18 protein-coding genes are annotated in these 20390 nt (G+C 51.7%); 17 read left to right on the forward strand and 1 reads right to left on the reverse strand.

What is annotated here, in order from left to right:
- Window positions 1-58 precede the first annotated feature (58 nt).
- The 14 genes from I2B62_RS14145 to I2B62_RS14210 all read left to right on the forward strand — a co-directional run bounded on the left by I2B62_RS14145 (window position 59) and on the right by I2B62_RS14210 (window position 16928).
- Window positions 59-778 carry a response regulator transcription factor gene (locus I2B62_RS14145; RefSeq protein WP_195269720.1) on the forward strand — a complete coding sequence of 240 codons (720 nt, stop codon included), beginning with the start codon at window positions 59-61 and terminating at the stop codon, window positions 776-778.
- Window positions 775-2172 carry a HAMP domain-containing sensor histidine kinase gene (locus tag I2B62_RS14150; protein ID WP_195269721.1) on the forward strand — a complete coding sequence of 466 codons (1398 nt, stop codon included), beginning with the start codon at window positions 775-777 and terminating at the stop codon, window positions 2170-2172. Before I2B62_RS14145 ends, I2B62_RS14150 begins: the two co-directional genes overlap by 4 nt.
- A 105-nt stretch (window positions 2173-2277) precedes the next feature.
- Complete coding sequence (locus tag I2B62_RS14155; RefSeq protein ID WP_195269722.1) at window positions 2278-4776, forward strand: FtsX-like permease family protein; 2499 nt, start codon at window positions 2278-2280, stop codon at window positions 4774-4776.
- A 10-nt stretch (window positions 4777-4786) separates the two neighbouring features.
- Window positions 4787-5494 (forward strand): ABC transporter ATP-binding protein, encoded by a 708-nt coding sequence (locus I2B62_RS14160; RefSeq protein WP_195269723.1) that lies wholly within the window; start codon window positions 4787-4789, stop codon window positions 5492-5494.
- Between the two features lie 56 nt (window positions 5495-5550).
- Window positions 5551-5976, forward strand: a complete 426-nt coding sequence (locus I2B62_RS14165; RefSeq protein ID WP_195269724.1) for an NUDIX domain-containing protein — start codon at window positions 5551-5553, stop codon at window positions 5974-5976.
- 133 nt (window positions 5977-6109) lie between these two features.
- Window positions 6110-8149 carry a heavy metal translocating P-type ATPase gene (locus tag I2B62_RS14170; protein ID WP_195269725.1) on the forward strand — a complete coding sequence of 680 codons (2040 nt, stop codon included), beginning with the start codon at window positions 6110-6112 and terminating at the stop codon, window positions 8147-8149.
- 118 nt (window positions 8150-8267) lie between these two features.
- Window positions 8268-9131, forward strand: coding sequence for a S66 peptidase family protein (locus tag I2B62_RS14175; RefSeq protein ID WP_195269726.1), 864 nt, complete (start codon window positions 8268-8270; stop codon window positions 9129-9131).
- A gap of 69 nt (window positions 9132-9200) precedes the next feature.
- Window positions 9201-10115, forward strand: a complete 915-nt coding sequence (locus I2B62_RS14180; protein WP_195269727.1) for an AraC family transcriptional regulator — start codon at window positions 9201-9203, stop codon at window positions 10113-10115.
- Window positions 10116-10285: 170 nt separating this feature from the next.
- Window positions 10286-11014, forward strand: coding sequence for an ABC transporter ATP-binding protein (locus I2B62_RS14185; protein ID WP_195269728.1), 729 nt, complete (start codon window positions 10286-10288; stop codon window positions 11012-11014).
- Entirely contained in the window at window positions 11001-11744 is a 744-nt protein-coding gene (locus I2B62_RS14190) for an ABC transporter permease (protein WP_195269812.1), read from the forward strand. The genes I2B62_RS14185 and I2B62_RS14190 overlap by 14 nt, the downstream gene beginning before the upstream one ends.
- A gap of 86 nt (window positions 11745-11830) precedes the next feature.
- A complete protein-coding gene (locus tag I2B62_RS14195) occupies window positions 11831-12469 on the forward strand; it encodes a TetR/AcrR family transcriptional regulator (protein ID WP_195269729.1) in 639 nt (212 codons plus the stop codon).
- Entirely contained in the window at window positions 12456-13547 is a 1092-nt protein-coding gene (locus I2B62_RS14200) for a radical SAM protein (protein WP_195269730.1), read from the forward strand. Before I2B62_RS14195 ends, I2B62_RS14200 begins: the two co-directional genes overlap by 14 nt.
- Window positions 13548-13707: 160 nt before the next feature.
- Window positions 13708-16047, forward strand: a complete 2340-nt coding sequence (locus I2B62_RS14205) for a PAS domain-containing hybrid sensor histidine kinase/response regulator (protein ID WP_195269731.1) — start codon at window positions 13708-13710, stop codon at window positions 16045-16047.
- 137 nt (window positions 16048-16184) lie between these two features.
- A complete protein-coding gene (locus I2B62_RS14210) occupies window positions 16185-16928 on the forward strand; it encodes a putative ABC transporter permease (protein WP_195269732.1) in 744 nt (247 codons plus the stop codon).
- On the opposite strand, the gene I2B62_RS14215 is transcribed toward I2B62_RS14210, so the two are convergent.
- Window positions 16889-17512 carry a GTP-binding protein gene (locus I2B62_RS14215; protein ID WP_195269733.1) on the reverse strand — a complete coding sequence of 208 codons (624 nt, stop codon included), beginning with the start codon at window positions 17510-17512 and terminating at the stop codon, window positions 16889-16891. The two genes, I2B62_RS14210 and I2B62_RS14215, sit on opposite strands and share 40 nt — an antisense overlap.
- Window positions 17513-17789: 277 nt before the next feature.
- On the opposite strand from I2B62_RS14215, the gene I2B62_RS14220 reads away from it, so the two are divergent.
- From I2B62_RS14220 to I2B62_RS14230, 3 genes are all read left to right on the forward strand, one after another.
- Window positions 17790-18830, forward strand: coding sequence for a uroporphyrinogen decarboxylase family protein (locus I2B62_RS14220; protein ID WP_195269734.1), 1041 nt, complete (start codon window positions 17790-17792; stop codon window positions 18828-18830).
- Between the two features lie 401 nt (window positions 18831-19231).
- The gene (locus I2B62_RS14225) at window positions 19232-19570 is read left to right on the forward strand and encodes a helix-turn-helix transcriptional regulator (protein ID WP_195269735.1); all 339 of its coding nucleotides are present in this window, start codon (window positions 19232-19234) and stop codon (window positions 19568-19570) included.
- Window positions 19571-19853: 283 nt separating this feature from the next.
- Entirely contained in the window at window positions 19854-20378 is a 525-nt protein-coding gene (locus tag I2B62_RS14230) for an FmdE family protein (RefSeq protein ID WP_195269736.1), read from the forward strand.
- The last annotated feature ends 12 nt before the right edge of the window (window positions 20379-20390 follow it).

Below are 20390 nucleotides of genomic sequence, written 5' to 3' on the forward strand. Positions count from 1 at the left end.
GGAACGCTAAATGGCATATAGTGAATGAAAAAAACAAAGCTGTAAAAAGGAGGCTGCCATGGAAAGCGTTTATGACAAAAGAATTTTGCTGGTCGACGATGAGCCGGACATCACGGAGCTGGTAGAGACAGCGCTGAGAAAGGAAGGCTTCCGGTGCATTGACAAGGCCTTTACGGGAAGCGAGGCCCTGGCCGCCTGTGAAAATAACGCGCCGGACGTGGTGATTCTCGACATCATGCTGCCGGATATGGACGGGATCCAGGTCTGCCGCACGATCCGGGGATTTTCCTATTGTCCGGTGCTGTTTTTATCGGCCAGGAACGATGATGTGGATAAAATACTCGGGCTCAGCAGCGGCGGGGATGACTACATTACCAAGCCCTTCAGCCCAAAGGAACTGGTTTTCCGTGTCAAGGCCCAGCTGCGGCGGCTGGAATACAATCAAACAGCGGATAAGGCAGCGGGCCGCCGCATTTGCGCCGGCGGGCTGGAGATTGACGTGGACGGCAGCCGGGTTTACCAGCATGGACGGGAGCTTGAGCTGACCGCCCGGGAGTTTGGCATTCTTTTATATCTGGCTGAAAACGCGGGGAAAATCATCAGTAAAGAGCGGCTTTACGAGCAGGTCTGGGGCGAGCTGAGTGCCGTGTGTGACAATACCATCATGGTTCATATCCGCCATCTCCGTGAAAAGGTCGAGGCAGATCCGTCAAGGCCAACGCTTATTCTGACTGTCAAGGGTCTGGGCTACCGGCTGGCATCAGGGACAGGCCAATGAGGCACTCTGGCTATAAGTCCGCCTTTCATATTTACGGATTGTTTCTGGCGCTTATGGTGCTCGTTCTGGCAGCGGGCGCGGGCATGGTGGTTTATGCGGTTACAGTTCGGAAGCCAGACGGGGAAATTGTACGGAGTGACTGGGCGGCTGAGTTTGCCGGGGCCTTTTCAGAAGAGATCAGCTTTGCGGAAGGGGAGCCGGTAATTACCCAAAAAGGGCTTGAAGCGCTTAAGGATAACGGCCTGTGGCTCCAGATTCTGGACAGCAGCGGTCACGTGGTCAAAAGCGCGTTTGTGCCGGAAGGACAACCGGAGGACTATTCGCCGGATGAGCTGCTCGGCGTGTTGGAGAGCCAGGAAAACGGAGCTGTTTTTTCCGGCATATCGGAGAGCGGCGGCCAGCGCTGGACCTATCTCATCGGTTTTCCTCTGGATATTGCCAGGATTACCATGAACGTCAACGCCGGGCGCTTCGTTTCAGGAAAAGCCTATGTGCTGTTCGGCGCGGGCGCGGTGCTTCTTCTGACGGCCGGTCTTGGACTGGCCTACGGCTTCGCTGTAACACGCAGGCTTTCAAAAATGACCAGGGCGGTGGCTGAAATCGCCGGGCACCGGTATACGCCGGTTCGGGAAAAGGGGGCCTTTCAGGATGTGTACGCCAGTTTAAACACACTGGATGAGGTTCTTCAGACAGCAGAGGCAGACCGCCAAAAAGATGAGCGGATGAGAAAGGAATGGATCGCCAACATTACCCATGACCTCAAAACGCCGTTGTCACCCATACGGGGATATGCTGAGCTGCTGGCCGCTTCAGATGGTACGCCGGACAGCGCCGGGCTTCAGGAATACAGTGCCGTCATTTTAAAAAACACCGCCTATGCCGAGGCGCTCATCAATGATCTGAAGCTCACCTATCAGCTTGAAAACGGCATGGTGCCGCTTGATCTGCAGTCGCTGGAGATTGTGCGGTTTGTGCGGGAGCTTGTCATCGACTGCCTGAATGATCCCCGCCATGACGGACGGCTCCTCGCTTTCGAGGCTGAGGGCAGTCAGCTTTTGAGCTTTGATGCGGGGCTTATGAAGCGCGCCCTCAATAACCTGCTCATCAACACGCTTCTGTACAGCGGCGGAGACGTAAAGGCCGGAATAAAGCTTATGACAGGGGAGCCCTGCCAGATCAGTATCTGGGATGAGGGCCCGGGAATGTCCGGCGAGCAGCAGGAACACCTTTTTGACCGTTACTACCGCGGCGCCGCGTCGGGCACAGAAAGCGGCGGCACCGGCCTTGGCATGGCCATTGCCCGGGAGATCATTTTGCTGCACGGCGGAAGCATTGAAGTGGACAGCCACCCGGGACAGGGCACAGTGTTCAGGATCACGCTGCCCTCAAATTAAGGTTAAAATAAGCTTTTCTGAAAGCAGGCATAAGGCCGGCGGTTTATTCTTTGAATAAGCCGCCGGTTTTTTCGTGCGGCAAAATTGAGGAAAGCAGGTGAGCTTTTGAAAATCATATTCAGGTATATTTTAAACAATGTCCGGGAGCGAAAGCTGCGGACAGCCGTAATGCTGCTGTCCATTGTGCTTTCATGCGTGCTTCTCTTTGTATCACTGTGCATTGGCGATTCCTATGAGGCCGCCCAGCGCAAGATGGCAAGGGGCATGGCCGGAAGCGCAGCCGTGGCGGTATCAGCCAATCCGGATCAGGATGGCGGTGCGGTGAGCATCGCGCTGTCCGCGGTTCCGGAGCTGCCGGAGATTGGCTGCGCAGTGGGAATACTCGAAGCAAAAGGGCTTTACAATGAGGAGGGCTATTATGAAAATTTTGATTTACTGGCCGCGGATCCAGAGAAGCTGTCTGTGATCAATGAGCCTCGGCTGGTAAGCGGTGAGACACTCAGGCCCCTTGGGAAAAATGGAATTGTCCTGCCGGAGAAATTCACCTCGAAATATGGAATAAGGGCAGGTGACACCTTCAGCCTTGAGATCGGCGGAGAGAAAAGAGCCTTTGAGGTCGCGGCTGTCGCAGCCTATGACACGGTATTTTTACGGAACACACGCGGCTTTAACGCCCTCGTGTCAGAGGAAAGCCTGAGGAACCTGAGCGGAGCTGCGGCGGGCTACAGCCGGATACTGGTGTCCCCCGCAGAGGGCGTATCAGCGGACCAGCTGTCCCTCGCGCTCTCCGCGGCCCTGTCCGATACACCGTATAAAGTTGAAAAGACCTACAATGAAGCGCAGGTCCAGGCCGACGCCCGGCAAAAATCCATGCCCTTTTTCCTGATCAGCTTCTTTTCTCTGGTTATGAGCGTGTTTATCATTTTCAGCAGTTATCAGGTCATCACTCTGGAGCGGCTTCCGGTGATTGGAACCTTCAGAAGCATTGGCGCTACAAGACGGGCCGTCACAGGGATACTGCTGATGGAAAGCCTGGTTTACGGCGTGGTGAGTGTAATCCTTGCGATTCCGGCGGGGGTGGCCGTGTTAGGGCTGCTGCTCAGAGGACTGGGCGATTCGCTTTCCCAGGGAATTGCCATTCCCATGCTGGTATCGCCAGTGAATATTCTCCTGTCGTGGGCTGTGGCGGTGCTGGTATCGCTGCTCAGCGCGTACATTCCGGTACGCCGGGCCAGCGGGCTGCCAGTCAAAGAGGTGGTGCTCGGCAGGGTGGAACAAAAACGGGTATCCACCCGGACAAGGATGGCTTCTGGCGCCGCGGTGCTGCTTGCCTCGGCTGCCGCGCCGCGCTTGCTGCCTGTTTCGGATAACGGACTGCTGCTTGTCGGAGGATTTTCCCTGCTTGGGATTCTCGTCGGAGCTATATTGATGATTCCGTCAGTCGCGGACGGGAGCGCCTGGATTATGGAACGGCTGTACAGCCGCTTCTTTGGAAATGAGGGAATGCTGGCGGCCCGAAACCTGCGGAAAAACCATAATGTCCACCAGAATATCACACTGCTCTTTATCAGTCTGTCGGCAGTCATTGCCATCAGCGTGGTGGGAAGCTTTGTGAACCAGTATATCAGCGATGTGTTCCGCGGCGCAGCCCTTGACGGCTTCGCTGACGCGCGGATGACGCCGGAATTTGTACAGCAGGTGCGGGAGCTTGACGGCGTTCGGCAGGTTATGCCCCTGTATGTCATGAACGGAGCGGTCGAAGGCGGCGGTATTCTCTTTGACCGTGTGGAGGCAGTGGCGGATCTGGAGCAGTATAACGTCATGATGGCTGTCCAATATTCCGATGAGGCAGATGAGAAGGCCGCGCTTTCTGCTTTTGGACAGGGGCGGTCTGTCCTTTTGAATGTCGACGCCATGAAGCAGCGCGGACTCAGCGTTGGTGATACCATTGAGCTGTCAATGGACGGCAGGGCTTTTCATTACAGGGTGATTGGCAGCATTCAATCCCGGGCAGATGACGCTCAGGCAGTGATTCCGGCGTCCTGCGCCATATCGGATTTCGGACAGTCACAATACGGTTTTCTGGCCTATACTGCCGATGATCCTGACGCGGCGATGATCCGCATCCGTGATCTTTTTGGCGAAAAAGAAAACTGGAGCCGGACCGTTGAGGAATTTAACCAGGACGCTGCGGGTGTGGTGGGCGCTTTTCTGTCACCCATGCACAAACTCACGTATTTTATTCTGTTTCTGGCCGCTGTGGGCATCGTCAACAACCTGCTCATTAACTATCTGCAAAGACGCCGGACCAGTGCCATGTACAAATCTGTGGGCATGAGCAATGGACAGAACATTAAAATGACGTTATTGGAAGGATTTTCCTCTGGACTTACCGGCGCGGTAATCGGTGTGCTGGTCTCATGGCTGTTAATCCAGACCATCTTTCTGGCGGCCGGTCCGCAAATCGCCATGACCCCGACTCTGGATATATGGATTTTTCTGGCCGCGGGAGGAGCCGGAATTTTCATCAACCTGGCCGGAGCGGTAGTTCCGGTGATCAAAGGCTCGAAGATGAAGCTGGTGGAAGAAATTAAATGTGAGTAAAGGAGAAAAAATGAAGCATACGAAGAAAACAGCGGTGGAAGCCCGCCATGTCATTAAAGATTACCAGATGGGAGAAGTATCGGCTTCGGTTCTGAAAGATATTTCCCTGGAAATATTTCGGGGCGAATTTGTAGCCATCATGGGACCGTCAGGCTCTGGAAAAAGTACCCTGCTCTATATTTTAGGAGGACTTGATGCGCCGACCTCGGGCAGTGTTATCCTGCAGGGACAGGATATCTCACGGTGGGACGACAGGCGGAAAAGCCTGATGCGCCGCCGGGATATCGGCTTTGTTTTTCAGTTTTACAATCTGATACCAAACCTGACGGTTGAGGAAAATATCCTGCTGCCCGTGCTGCTGGACGGCAAAAGCCGCCGTGCTCTGCAGCCCCGCCTCGAGGATCTGCTGGAAATTGTGGGGCTTACAGACCGGAGGAAGCACACACCGCGCGAACTTTCCGGCGGCCAGCAGCAGCGTGTTGCCATTGCCCGCGCTCTGGTCAATGACCCGGAGATTCTTTTTGCTGATGAGCCCACCGGAAATCTCGACAGCAAGACCGGCGGAGAGATCATGACGCTGTTACAGCGTATTAACCGCGAAAGCGGTGTAACCATTCTCATGGTCACACACTCCGCCGAATCCGCCGAGTGCGGCAGCCGCACCGTGGTGGTAAAGGACGGGCGTATTGTCCGAATGCAAGATAGGGGCTTTTTTTAAAAAGTAAAGGCCGATATAATTGAGAAAGAAAATGATTTGAACGGAGGATTGACAATATGCCAAAGGTTCGGTTTTATAAAGCATCAGAGGATTATTTTTTTAAATACGCAGTTATCATAGCGCGTTATGCGGGAAAATGGGTGTTCTGTAAGCACCGTGACCGCCGCACCTACGAATGCCCTGGCGGGCATTGGGAAAAGGGTGAAACCATTGATGAAACAGCAGAGCGGGAGCTTTATGAGGAAACGGGCGCAGTGGATTTTGACCTGCTGCCAGTTTGCGTTTATTCGGTGACAGGTGAAAAAGAGGAGACCTTCGGTATGCTTTATCTGGCACAGATCCACACCTTTGGCCCGATGCCGGAATTGGAAATTGAACAGCGCAGGCTTTTTGATGTCCTGCCTGATGAAGAACAATGGACATATCCAAAAATTCAACCGCTTCTGGTCAAACGTGCTATGGAACACCCTGAATTTCATTAAGATACGTTGAATGGAATGTTAGTTCAGGTAAAGCTGACCGGATATCAGGCGGAAACGGCACGGTCTAAGGAGATGATGATATGATGTGAAACCGGAATTCAGGGTATATACCTTTTAAAAAAGGAGCGATACCATGAACGATACACACCATACAATGGAGCACAGCCACAGCATGGAGGGGATGGGCGAAACGGACCATTCATCCATGCAGATGGGCGGCATGGACCACCACGCGATGATGGTTCAGGATTTTAAAAGACGGTTCTGGGTGTCCTTGATCGTGATGATTCCCATCCTGATCCTTTCGCCCATGATCCAGATGTTTTTAGGCGTCGACTGGCGTTTCCCGGGGGATTCCTATGTCCTGCTGGCGCTGTCAACATTTTTGTTTTTTTACGGCGGCTGGCCCTTTCTCAAAGGCGCTAAGGATGAGCTGAAACAGAAATCTCCAGCCATGATGACACTGATCGCCCTGGCGATTATTGTCGCTTATGGTTACAGCGCGGCAACGGTATTTGGCGTGCAGGGGTCAGATTTTTTCTGGGAGCTGGCGAGCCTGATTGTCATTATGCTGCTGGGGCACTGGATTGAAATGCGCTCGGTGATGGGCGCATCAAAGGCTTTGGAGGAACTGGCAAAGCTCATGCCCGAAAATGCCCACATGATTATGGACAGCGGCGAAACGATGGACATGCCGGTCAGCAAGCTGAAAACCGGGCAGGCCGTGCTTGTGAAGCCCGGGGAGAAGATTCCCATTGACGGCGTGGTGTATGAAGGGGATTCAGAGGTCAACGAGGCCATGATCACCGGAGAATCCGTACCGGTCGAAAAGAAAAAGGGGGACGAGGTGATCGGAGGTTCTGTCAACGGTGATGGAGTTCTGAAGTTTAAGGTCAGCCATGTCGGAAATGACACCTTTTTATCCCAGGTGATCCGCCTGGTGAGGGACGCTCAGGCCTCCAAATCCAACACACAGCGGCTTGCGGACAAAGCGGCTAAATGGCTGTTTTACATTGCGCTGGTAACTGGCATTGTCACCTTTGCTTCATGGTTGGTGATTGAGGGAAACCTGAATTTTGCCGTTACCCGGGCAGTGACAGTCATTATCATCTGCTGCCCCCATGCCCTTGGCCTTGCCATGCCGCTGGTGACCTCGGTATCGACCAGCCTCGCGGCGAAAAACGGGCTGCTGATCCGCAATCGGGCCGCCTTTGAAAACGCCCGGAATCTGGATACAGTGGTGTTTGACAAGACAGGCACGCTGACAGAAGGCAGCTTTGGCGTGACGGACATACAGGCAGACAGCGTTTCGGAGGACGAGCTCCTGACCATTGCGGCCTCGGTGGAGGCAAATTCTGAGCATCCCATCGCCAGAGGAATTGTGCAGGCGGGAAAAGAGCGGAGCCTTGCAGTACTCAGGGTAACGGATTATCAGAATCTGACTGGTGAGGGACTGCGGGCCAGTGTGGACGGCCATCTCATTAAAATTGTCAGCCCGGGTTATCTGAAGCACGAGGGCATTGGCTTTGATCAAGAAACCTACAACAAACTGGCTGAAGAGGGGAAAACAGTGGTGTTTATTCTGCGCGACAACAGACTGCTGGGGTTTATCGCACTGTCCGACAGAGTGCGCCCGACAGCGAAGGAAGCAGTGGACGAGCTGAAGCAGATGGAGGTCACTGCCATCATGCTTACAGGAGATAACAGGCGGGCCGCGGACTATGCGGCGCAGCAGCTGGATATCAGCAGTGTGTTTGCCGAGGTACTGCCGGGGGATAAGGTCTCGAAGATTGACGAGCTTCACCGAGACGGGCGCAAAGTCGCCATGACCGGCGACGGTGTCAATGACGCGCCCTCCCTCGCCAGGGCGGACCTCGGTATCGCCATCGGCGCGGGCACCAGTGTGGCCATTGAGACCGCGGACGTTATTCTGATTAAGAGTAATCCTCTGGATGTGGTTGGCATTTTAAAGCTCTCGCGGGCGACCTTTAGGAAGATGGTACAGAATCTGATCTGGGCCACAGCCTACAATGTGGTGGCGCTGCCGCTGGCCGCAGGCGTGCTCTATTATCAGGGGATAGTCATCAGCCCGGCCGTGGGGGCAGTGCTGATGTCCCTGAGCACCGTCATTGTTGCCATCAACGCACGACTGCTGAAGCTGCCGAAAAAATAAGTCAAAAACTTAACAATAGACAAAGACTGGGGTTCATACTATAATGGAAATAAGATGTCCTCGTAAAGGCACAGCGCCAAGCAGCAGGGCAAATTTACTGACGAAGGGAGCAACACCAATGAAACTGAAAGCCGGAGATAAAGTTGGTATAGTCGCCTGCTCTAACGCGCAGCCCGCAGCCAACCGGACCCATGTGGAAAAACTACTTGAAACCCTGAGACAGGCAGGCCTGGACCCCGTCTGCAGTCCTTATATTTTTGAAAAATCCCGTTATTTCAGCGGAACAGCCCAGGAAAAAGCCAGAGCGCTGATGGATTTTTACAGCGACAATGCGATCAGGGCTATTTTTGATTTGTCGGGCGGAGACCTTGCCAATGAGGTGCTGGAATATCTGGATTATCAGGTGCTTAAGGACAACGCCAAGCCCTTTTTTGGCTACAGCGATGTGACGGCTGTGATCAACGCCATTTATAAAGAAACCGGACATCCGGGATATCTGTACCAGATACGGAATCTGATCTATGACTTCCGGGTCGAGCAGCTCAGCCTTTTTAAGGACTCTCTGTTCCAGGGCGGGCAGTCCCTGTTTGATTTCGACTATGAGTTTTTGCAGGGCAGCCGTATGGAGGGTGTTGTGGTCGGGGGCAATATCCGATGCTTTCTCAAGCTGGCAGGCACACCCTATTTGCCGGATTTTTCAGACAAGCTGCTTTTCCTCGAAAGCTACAGCGGCGGCGCAGACCGGATGGTCTCACTGCTCAATCAATATCGTCAGATGGGGGTTTTTGACAAGATAAACGGAATTATTCTGGGAAGCTTCACGAAGATGGAGGAGGCAGAGGAAAAACCGGAAATCGCAGAACTGGTAAAAGCGGTCGTCCGCAATGAGGCCATGCCCATTGCCAAAACCCGGGAAGTCGGGCACGGTCCGGATTCCAGGGCCATTGTGATCGGTATGCCGCTGACCCTCGAAATCGGCTGAAAATTTTCGCAAATGCGGTCAAGACGTTCCTGAGAGATAAGGCTATACTGGTAAAACGGAGGTGAGCTGATGAAACGGGAAGAAAAGGTGCTGGCGGTTCAGAGAATGCAGGACTATATCAAAAAGCACATGACAGAAACCATTACGCTGAAGGAGCTGGCAGACTGTGCGGGCTATTCGCCATTTCACTGCTCCAGGATTTTTAAGGAGCTGACAGGAAAGCCGCCCTTTGACTATATCCGCGCCCTGCGCCTGAGCCAGGCAGCCCTCAAGCTGCGGGACGAAGAAAAGGTGAGGGTGGTGGACGTGGCTCTGGATTTTGTCTTTGACAGCCATGAGGGCTTCACCCGTGCTTTTTCAAAGGCCTTTGGCATTACACCCCGGCGCTACAGCAAAAATCCTCCGCCGATCAAGTTGTTTATGCCAGACCCGGTAAAGGACTGGTATCTCACCATGAAGGAAGGAGAGGAACGCATGAAAATTTATGAAAAACAGGTCGACACGGTTTTTGTTCAGGTTATTGAGAGGCCGGCCCGCAAGCTGATGGTGAAGTGGGCAAAATCAGCCGGAGAGTACTTTGCCTATTGTGAGGAGGTCGGCTGTGATATCTGGGGTGTGCTGTGCAGCGTCAAGGAAGCCCTGTACGAGCCGGTAGGGCTGTGGATGCCCAAGCGTTTTCGTCCGGCGGATACCGGACGTTATGCACAGGGGGTAGAGCTTCCTGTGGATTATGACGGCCCAGTGGCCGAAGGGTTCGATTTAATAGAACTGCCGCCCTGCAAAATGATGGTCTTTCAGGGAGAGCCTTTCGAGGATGAAAAATTTTATCAGGCGGTTAAGGACATCAAAGCGGTAATTGACGGCTATGAACCTGAGCTCTACGGCTTTGAATGGGCAGATGAGGATGGCCCGCGCTTTCAACTGGAGCCCCAGGGCTACCGGGGATACATAGAGGCACGGCCGGTAAGGGCAGTGAAAAACTGAAAATCACGCTGATTAAGCGGCTTCGGCCGCTTTTTTGTTGGCGAAAACTGTGGATATGTGGAGGATTTTCTGTGTTTTTGTGGATAACACTGTTTTTTCGCAAGTGCGGTCAAGCCTTTTTACCGCCTATGGCATATAATTTTCAGGCAGAGATAAAAGGAGGTGCGAAAATGGAAGAAGTTTTACAGGTGCAGAACCTGAGTAAAAACTACGGCGGCGTAACGGCTGTAAACGGCCTGAGCCTGAGCGTGGCCCGGGGAGAGGTCTTTGGACTTCTGGGGCCAAACGGCGCCGGAAAAAGCACCAGCATCGAGTGTATGCTGGGCGTAAAAAAAGCAAATGCCGGAACGGTAAGGGTTCTGGGAATCAACCCTTATGAAAAAAGAAAACAACTTTTTGAAAGCATCGGCGTCCAGTTTCAGGAGACAGGCTATCAGGATAAAATACGGGTAGGCGAGGTCTGCCGGATGACAGCCGCTCTCTACAGGCAGCCTGCAGACTGGCAGAAGCTGCTTGAGGTGTTTGACATCCAGGGCTTTGAGAAGCAGGAGGTAAGCCAGCTGTCCGGCGGAGAGCGCCAGCGCCTTTCCGTGCTGCTGGCCTTGATCCCAAATCCTGAGCTGGTCTTTCTGGACGAGCTGACCACAGGACTGGATACCCGGGCCCGCCGGGAGGTCTGGCATTACCTGAAGGAATTGAAAAAGGACGGGCTGACCATTGTGCTGACCTCCCATTTTATGGACGAAGTGGAGGTTTTGTGCGACCGGGCCTTGATTCTGAAAAGAGGGAAAACCCAGATCTGCGGAACAATAGAGGCGATAACAGCCAAAAGCCCCTGCGGCTGCTTTGAGGACGCTTATCTCTGGTTTACAGGAGGTGACGATGATGCGCGCGTTTAAAAGTTTGTTCTGGATTGAGCTCAAGCTCTCCATCCGGGCCATGAACCTAATTTTATTTGGTCTTTTTTCACCAGCTGTCGTTGCTGTGATTATTGGCGTTATCTATGGAGCAAAGCCGGCCTTTGACGGGGCAGCGTATTCCTTTATGGCGCAGTCCTTTGGGGCGCTTTCGGGCATTGGCATCTGTGCGACCGGACTGATGGGGCTGCCCCTTTCCCTGGCGGATTACCGCCACCGGAAGATACTCAAGCGCTTTGAGGTCACACCCGTGAGCCCGGGCATGCTGCTCTTTGTACAGATGGTGGTCAATTTTGTTTACGCTCTTGTCGCCATGGCTCTGGTTTATGGGATATGCCGCATGTTCGGCGGCAGTTGGGAGGGCGGCTCGCTCCTTTATTTTGCCTTGTCCTTTCTGCTGGTCACAGTCTCCATCTACAGCCTGGGAATGCTGGTGGCCAGCGTGGCGGGAAACATGAAGACAGCCAACCTGCTGTGCACCGTTTTATATTTTCCGATGCTGATTTTTTCCGGGGCAACCCTGCCCTATGAGGTTATGCCGCCAGCCCTTCAGCACGCGGCGGATATCATGCCCCTGACCCAGGGAGTAAAGCTCATGAAAAACGCCGCACTGGGTCTGCCCATCGAAAACGCTGCGGTGCCGATTGCGGTAATGGTGATTCTGGCAGTGGTCTGCATTGCCGTTTCCATCCGCTTTTTCAGATGGGAATGATAATCCTTAAGGCCTGTTGACAGACTAACGATCGTTCGTGTATAATAAAAACGAACGATCGTTAGTTTTTTATTGAGGAGAATATTATGAACACAAAGGAAAGGATTGCCAGTGAAGCGCTGACGCTGTTCAGCTCAAAGGGCTACAGCGCCGTATCGGTTCGGGATATTGCCCGGGCGGCCGGTATAAAGGAGAGCTCCATTTACAATCACTATAAAGGCAAACAGGCGATTTTTGACGAGCTGGTCGAGACCTATGATACCCGCGCCGATAATTTTTTCGGGAAGTTTGCTTCGCCAAAACACCTTGAGGGAAACGTCATTGAGAATATGGCTTATATGAAAACCCTTGACGGTCTGGTCGAAATGGTGCTGGCGTCAGTAGAGCAGTACCTCTGCGATGACTACTTTTTTAAGTTTTTCAGGATGCTGTCCATTGAGCGCTTTAATAACAAGAGGGTACAGGCTATTTACCAGAAAATGTTTATTGACGGCGCTCTTGATTACCAGGCCCGGCTTTTTGCCTGGATGATTGACAACGGATATTTTGTCAGGGCCGATCCCCGAATGGCCGCGATGCAGTTCCACGGCCCCATCTATATGATTTTCAACCAGTTTGAGCCCGGGGTTACAGATATGAAAGCAGTGATGCTGACATTGGAAAGGCATGTCCGGCAGTTCGCGGCGCTTTATGATGTGCGGGAGAATATCCATGAAGCAGAATAAAGATCTTACGCGTTATATGAATAACGCCATTGAAAAGCTGGCGGCGGGTATTGTCAGAGGAACCCTCAGAAATCCCAGAGAGACCGCCTTTATTCTGAAGCTTCGGGACCGGCTTGCGCAGGCCATGAAAAAACGCGAGGCCGCCGAGCTGCGGGGACGCCACATTCCGCCCTTTCTGATCTCCAGCATTGCCACAGAATGCAATCTTCACTGTAAAGGCTGTTATGCCCGGGCCAACGGCATCTGCGGCTCCGGTGAGGACAGGTCGTTGACCGCGGCAGAATGGCAGAACATATTTAAAGAAGCGGCCGCGCTGGGGGTTTCCTTCAATCTTCTGGCAGGAGGCGAGCCGCTTACGCGGCGTGATGTACTGGAGGCGGCCGCCCAGGTAAGAGAGCTGGTCTTTCCGGTTTTTACCAATGGCTTGCTGATTGACGAGGCCACTGCGGATTTTTTTGCCGGAAACCGTCATCTAATACCGGTTATCAGCATTGAAGGCGACAGAGCACAGACCGACGGCCGACGCGGCGAAGGGACTCATCGGGCGGTTCAGGCAGTTATGGAGCGTCTCAGGAAAAGAGGGATACTCTTTGGCGTTTCCATTACAGTCACCAGGGAAAATCTTCATACGGTTACCGGCGACGCCTTTATCAGCAATCTCGACAGACAGGGCTGCCGTATTGCTTTCTTTGTGGAGTATGTGCCAGTGGAGGAGAGCAGTGCCTCGCTGGCGCCGTCGGAAGCGGAGCGGATGGTTTTGGAGCAGCGGCAGACGGCTCTCAGGGAGACATGGCCGGGGATAATTTTTCTCTCCTTTCCAGGTGATGAAAAGCATATGGGCGGCTGTCTGGCGGCCGGACGGGGTTTTTTCCACATCAATGCCTATGGCGCGGCGGAGGCCTGTCCGTTTTCGCCCTATTCGGACAGAAGCCTAAAGCAGCACACCCTGCTGGAGGTGCTGGACTCCCCGTTTTTCGCCAGCCTGCAGCAGGAGGCTCTGGTGGGCGGCGAGCATGACGGCGGATGTGCGCTTTTCCAGAAGCAGAGCCAGGTGCAGGCTCTTTTAAAACAGACCTGAAGTAAAACAGCGGTTTATAAAAAGCCGCTGTTTTTTATTTTACAGTCCTATTAAGAAAGCGTTGAATGCTTGTAAATTCTTGATAATATGCTTATAATAGATCATAATAAGCATAAAATATTTTGAAAAAGTCCGATCCGTTAAAAAGGAGGGGAGCAGCATGACACAAAATACCATTGAATCCATTCTCAATAATCTGGGTGGAACAGCAATCTATGTGATTCGTCAGGATGATCATCGGATATTATATTTTAACGACCGGGTGAAGGAAGTTACACCAAACGCCAGAGTCGGATCGGTTTGTCATGAGCTGTGGGCCGGTACCTGCGGCAACTGTCCTCTCCCGGGCCTTGAGGGCAAAGACCGGAACAACACCATCAATTACGATGACCCCTTCGGTGAAGTGGTGGATATTTCCGCCTCGAAAATGATGTGGGAGGACAAAATTCCGGCGGTGCTGGTCTCAGTGACGCCACATGTTTTAACCGAAACAGAGCGCAGGGCAGAGGAAAGAAGAAACCATCTCGCCGCAGCGGCGCTCAAGGTTTACGGGCTGATCATTTCCGTTGATTTATGCCGCAACACCTACGAGATCATTGGCTATAACGAGCGCTGCTGGCTTCCTGAGGCTGAGTACGGCCGCTACGATGATCTGCTTGAGCTGGGAGTCCGGTTCACGCACCCCTTCTACAGCGGCGTTTTGAGAGAAACCTTTGACCGGGAAAACGCGCTCAGGGTCTTTGCGGATGGCAAACGGGAGCTGCAGCTTGAGCTCAGACAGAAGGATGAGGACAATGTTTACCACTGGATGAACGTGATGCTGCTTCATGCCGGGGACACCTCAGACAGCGGAAAGGCAATCCTGATGCTCTCTCAAATTGACAGCCGGAAACGGCTGGAGCAGGAATGGGAAGCCTTTAATGCAGGCGTTACCACTCTTTTTGGCGAGTGCATGCTCCTTGATCTTGAGGACGGCACCTACACAACCGCAAAGTTCGACAACTCCTTTCCAGAGTTTCCGGTGCAGGGCGATTTTGATTCCCAGAATATCGCGTACTGCAATGCCCTGATACATCCCGACGACCGGGAGATGTTCCGGGAGGCCTTTTCGCTTGCATGTATCCGGAAAAGCGTCGCTGACGGAGAAAAGATCATTGTCCGGGAAATGCGGCGGCTGACACCGGACGGCATTTACCGCTGGACGGAGATGATCGGCGTTCTGGTGACAAGCGCGGCCGGCGAGGAGCGGACCATGGTGCTGACCTTCCGCGATGTGGACGATGTGCGAAGGGAGGAGGAACGAAAGCGCAACGCGCTTCTGGATGCTCTGAACCTGGCAGAGCAGGCCAACAATGCCAAATCTGATTTTCTGTCCAGAATGTCCCACGATATCCGGACGCCCATGAACGCCATTATCGGCATGGCGTCCATAGCCGAAGCCAATATCGGCGATCTGGCCAGAACCGAGGACTGTATTCATAAAATCCAGACTTCAGCCGGCTTCCTGCTTTCTTTAATCAATGATATCTTGGATATGTCAAAGATTGAGAGCGGAAAAATGACCATCAACCGTGAGTCCTTTGACCTGTACGCGCTGGTCCGGGAAATGGAAGCCATCATTGATGCGCAGGCCAGGGAAAAGAATCAGCGGTTTAGCGTGCTCTTGCCGGCCCATATGGAGACAGAGTATTATGGCGACAGCCTTCGGCTTAATCAGGTGTTGATGAACCTGCTCAGCAACGCGGTGAAATATACGCCTGAGGGCGGCAAAATTACCCTGCGTATCAATGAGGACCGGAAAAAGGGCAAGAAGAGTGTGATCCGGTTTGAGGTTGAGGACAACGGGATCGGCATGTCTGAGGAATTTCTGAATCATATATACGAGCCCTTTAAGCAGGATGGAAACACGGGCGAAAAGGGACAGGAGGGCACTGGCCTGGGGCTTTCCATTGCCCGGAACCTCGTACACCTGATGGGCGGGAGCATCTCTATTTCCAGTGAACCGGGCAGGGGAAGCTGTTTTACCGTCGAGCTGCCTTTTGTAGAGGATGATGGAAACTGGCCGGAAGCCTCCGCCGAAGAAAAAAAGACAGAGGAGCCTGAAAAACCACTGGGCAGCTTTGAGGGAAAGCGGCTTTTGATCGTAGAGGATAACCCCTTGAATATGGAAATTGCTGAAATTCTTTTCGGGATGGAGGGTTTTGAGATTGAAAGCGAGGAGGACGGAGAAAGCGCGGTCCGCCGCTTTGCAGGTTCAGCCGAGGGCTATTATGATATGATCCTGATGGATGTGCGGATGCCAGTGATGGACGGGCTGGAAGCCACACGGACGATACGGAAGCTGGACCGGCCGGATGCTGCTGCGATTCCCATTCTGGCCATGACCGCCAATGCCTTTACGGAGGATGTCAAAGCGACACGGGAGGCCGGAATGAACGGCCATCTGGCAAAGCCTCTGGAGATGGAGGTTGTGCTCAGGGAGATACGGAAGTTTTTGTAACCTTTTAAACCGCTGCCGGTGAAAGCAGCGGTTTTTTTATGCTTAAAGATTAATTTAATAATTCTTAAGAAATTAGGTAGGCCTTTCTTTATTTTTTGCGCGTACAATAAAGCTATAAAACAAGGGAGGCCGGGACAATGATCCAGACATTAAAGCGAACTTTTAAAGATTGGACCGCTTCGGAAGAAGTGGATAAGAACGGTTTTGCGCAAGGGCTGTGCCTTTACAAGCTGTTCTGGATTTTCCTGCTGGGCTGCGTTCTGGGCGTTATTGTGGAAACTCTCTGGTGCTGCTGGACACGTTCCTGTATTGAAAGCCGCAGCGGGGTTCTCTACGGTCCTTTTAATCCTGTGTACGGTTTTGGGGCTGTGGCACTGACACTGGGGCTTCAGCGGCTTTCTAAAAAGGGACGTATATGGATCTTTTTGGGCAGTATGCTGCTGGGCGGAGCGGTCGAGTACCTCTGCAGCCTGGTGCAGGAGATGAGCTTTGGCACATTGTCCTGGGAATACAGCGGTACGTTCATGAATCTTAACGGCCGGACCAATCTCATGTTTGCCTTTTTCTGGGGCGTGCTCGGCCTTCTATGGATACAGGTCTTTTATCCTCTGCTGTCAAAGGGTGTTGAGCGAATCCCCAAAAAGACCGGCGTGCGCCTGACCTGGATCCTGATAATTTTTATGGCTGTCAACATGGCCGTTTCCGGCCTCGCGGTGGCAAGATGGTCCGAAAGGGCAAGGGCAGTGCCCGCGTCAAACGCCGTGGCCGTTCTGTTTGACCACAAATATCCTGATCCCCTGATGAAGCGGGTCTATCCCAACATGCGTTTTCCGGCGGTGCTTCAGGAAGGTGCGTCCGGTGAGAGCACCTCGTCCAGATAACTGCAATACCCCGAAGAGAGGCCATCCAGCAAATTCATACGGTATACCGGGGCAGCCGGGTTAAAGCGGTTCCGGACTTCATCGGAAAAGGCCAGCATCTCAAGGGTGGCGGCATCGATTTTATTCTGGACAATACCTTCCGCAAGGGGCAGGGATTCTGCGAGGAGCGGCTCCAGAATGGCGAGGAACATTTCGGTCCTCAGAGGGTCCAGAATAGAAATGTGGTGGATGGCTTCTTGGGCATAGCCGGCCTGGCACAGCGGTTTATATAACGCTTTGGGACTGGCGGTGCCGGAAGGCTCCATGAGAATGGCGTCGAGACTGAAGTGCTCGTTTAAGTCCAGAACCATTTCCTTTAGATTTTGTGCCAGCGTACAGCAGATGCAGCCGCCGAAGAGCTCCCTGACCGCATAGCCTTTTTTCTTCATATACAGGTTATCGATGCCGGTTTCTCCGGCCTCGTTGATAATCATGGCAATTTTAAATCCCTTTTCAGTCAGATAGTGGGCAGTGTGGTTGAGCAGGGTGGTTTTCCCCGAGCCCAGAAAGCCTGAAAAAAGAAAGAGCTTCGGTAAAGTGTTCATGGTATTCTCCTTTTCTTTGAGCTTAGAATAGCATATTTTGAAAACGAATAAAAGCTTTAAGTAAAATCGGCTAAAAGAGTGCAAAAAAGCATAAAAGATTACCAAAATTGTGTTTTTTCTGAAAAGAACATGTGGCATCGTGTGGTGAAATCGCTTGCTTTTTTACAAAAATACCGATTTAAAAACAATACTTAAAAGAGCGCTGGGATTATAATAATCTCATAAGGACGAAAGCTTTTATTTCTGAAAAACAAAAGAATTAAGGAGAAATGTGAGAATGAACTCAAGAGAAAGAATGACACTGACACTTCAGCATAAGGAAGCAGACCATGTGCCGGTTTATCCGCTGATCAACAGTGCGTCGCGTCAGACCATTGGCTGTAATTACGAAGAATGGACAAAGGATGCGGATAAGTGTGCGGAATCCATTATCAAAGCCACGGATCTGCTGGACGTGGACTGTATCTGCACCCTGGTGGATTTATCTGTGGAGGCGGCAGACTGGGGAATGAAGATGATCTATTATGAGGATCAGGCAGCCTGCCCGGACCACAATGACTTCTTTTTGAAATCTGAAAATGACTATGAGACACTGCCGGTGATCAACCCGAGAGAAACACCGCGCATGAGTGAGATGATCCGTATGACCAAAATGCTTGTGGACGCCAGAGGAGAAACCAAGCCGGTGGTAGCCTTTGTTTTTGGTCCGTTGGGAATTCTCGGCATGCTCCGGGGCCATGATTATATGTTTATGGATCTGATCATGCATCCTGAAAAAGTACACAAAGCGCTGAGAGCGATCACCGATACCCTCAAAGAATACTGCACGGCATTAATCGAGGCCGGAGCGGATGCGGTTATGTTTGATACCCTTTTTTCCTCCAAGACGATTATGCGCAAGGAAATGTGGGATGATTTTGAAGGACCATACATCGAAGAACTGGCACAGCTGGTACATGACGCCGGCAGAATGGTGATGATCCACAACTGCGGCGACGGTATCTATTTCGACGTTCAGATCAAGCGGATGCACCCTGAGCTGATCTCCTTCCTGTATTTGCCAGATGACTGCGAAAGCATGGAAGAGCTCAAGGAAAAATACGGCCACCAGACCACGCTTCTGGGGCATATTGACCCGGGTGAGCTCATGGTCACCAGCAAGGAAGACTTGATTAAGCAGTGCAGGGAACAGATCGACACTTATAAAAAAGACGGCGGCTTTGTACTGGCCACAGGCTGCGAATATCCGGCGCAGATGGATTTTGAGCACGCGAAAACAATGGTTGAAGTCGCAAAAACCTATGGTAAATATGAATAGACACTAAAAGCAGGCATTGAGCCTGCTTTTTTGATGTATAAGGAAAAATATCTTCAATCAAAGCAACAGAGTGGCATAATGAAAATCAAATTTTTTGAATATAATATTGAATTTTTCAAAAAAAATGTTTATAATATAAAAAAAAGAAGTAAGTAAAGTGAAATAGGATTCAATAAAGTTGGTTGAATTGAGTGCCTGGTGGAGCAGACGTACTCATTTTAATAGAGAGATTGGATACCCGATGAAAAACGACGGCTGCTGCCGCCGTTTTTTATTACTAAAATAAAATACCTAAAAATTAGTTTAAATAAAAGTATGATAAATAATAAACGCTTGCAAACGATCCGGTAAGAGTATATAATGTTTTATAGGGAAAATAAAAATAAAGGGAGAGGAATCATATGATCGAACTCAATCACAAAGAGATTGGCCAGCGGATACGAAAACAACGCACGTTCTTAAACATGTCGCGGGATGAGCTGGCCCGTAAAATCAGTATTACGCCCACTTTTCTGGCTGACATTGAGCTGGGCACAAAGGGCTTCTCATTAAAAAGCCTGAACCGGTTCTGTAATGTTCTGAAAATGTCACCGGACGCTATCTTATATGGCCCGAGAGAGTACAAGGGCGTCAAATACACAGAGCTTTTAGAGCTTCTGGAACGCTGCACGCCTGAAAAGGCCAAGTACGCCCAGGAAATCCTGACGCTGTACCTTTTAAGCCATGATCCGGTTGAGTAAAAATAGGCTGGTGCGCAAACGCGTCACCGGCTTTTTTAGTTTTAAGCTGAGAGACAAAAAAATCATGGCTTGACAATTTGTCAGGAATCCTGTATGATTTAAGTAAATGGATTACATGTATATACAAGACTGGATGAACCAGTCTGAACATAGCGGAAAGCTCTGTGGAGCCTTCCGTTTTTTGTTTTTTGAAGCGAGCATTCTGGAGAATGGTGTGATTCATAAGTCTGTGGAAAAGTTTGATGCGCGCGTTTAAACAGAACCATTAAAACTGGAGGAAAAAATGAATCAAGAATTATGGGAAAAAGCAGTGGCTTTTCACGGGCACGCCTGTCCGGGACTGGCCATTGGGGTCAAGGCAAGTGAAGCGGCGGTTTTAAAGCTGGGAATTGGCCAGTCGGAGGACGAGGAAATTGTCTGTGTCACCGAGAACGACGCCTGCGGTGTCGACGCGGTTCAGGCCATTCTCAGCTGTACGATGGGAAAAGGGAATCTTTTATACCGGGGAACCGGCAAGCAGGCCTTCTCGTTTTTTAACCGGACGACCGGGGAAAAGGTGCGGCTGTGTATGAAACCTAAAAACCATGAGCTGGACAGGGAGGCTTATATGTACTACCTTCTGGATGCGCCAGTGGAGGAAATTTTTGAATTTTCGGTACCGGATTTTGATCTGCCGGAAAAGGCACGGATCTTTAACACCATTTACTGTGATATCTGCGGCGAGGGCGCACCGGAACATAAAATCCATTTGCAGGAGGGCCGGAAAGTCTGTGAGGACTGCTTTAAGCCCTACAACAGAGGCTGGTAGACAAGGAGAGGT

The organism is Eubacterium sp. 1001713B170207_170306_E7 (assembly GCF_015547515.1).
GTDB lineage: Bacteria > Bacillota > Clostridia > Eubacteriales > Eubacteriaceae > Eubacterium.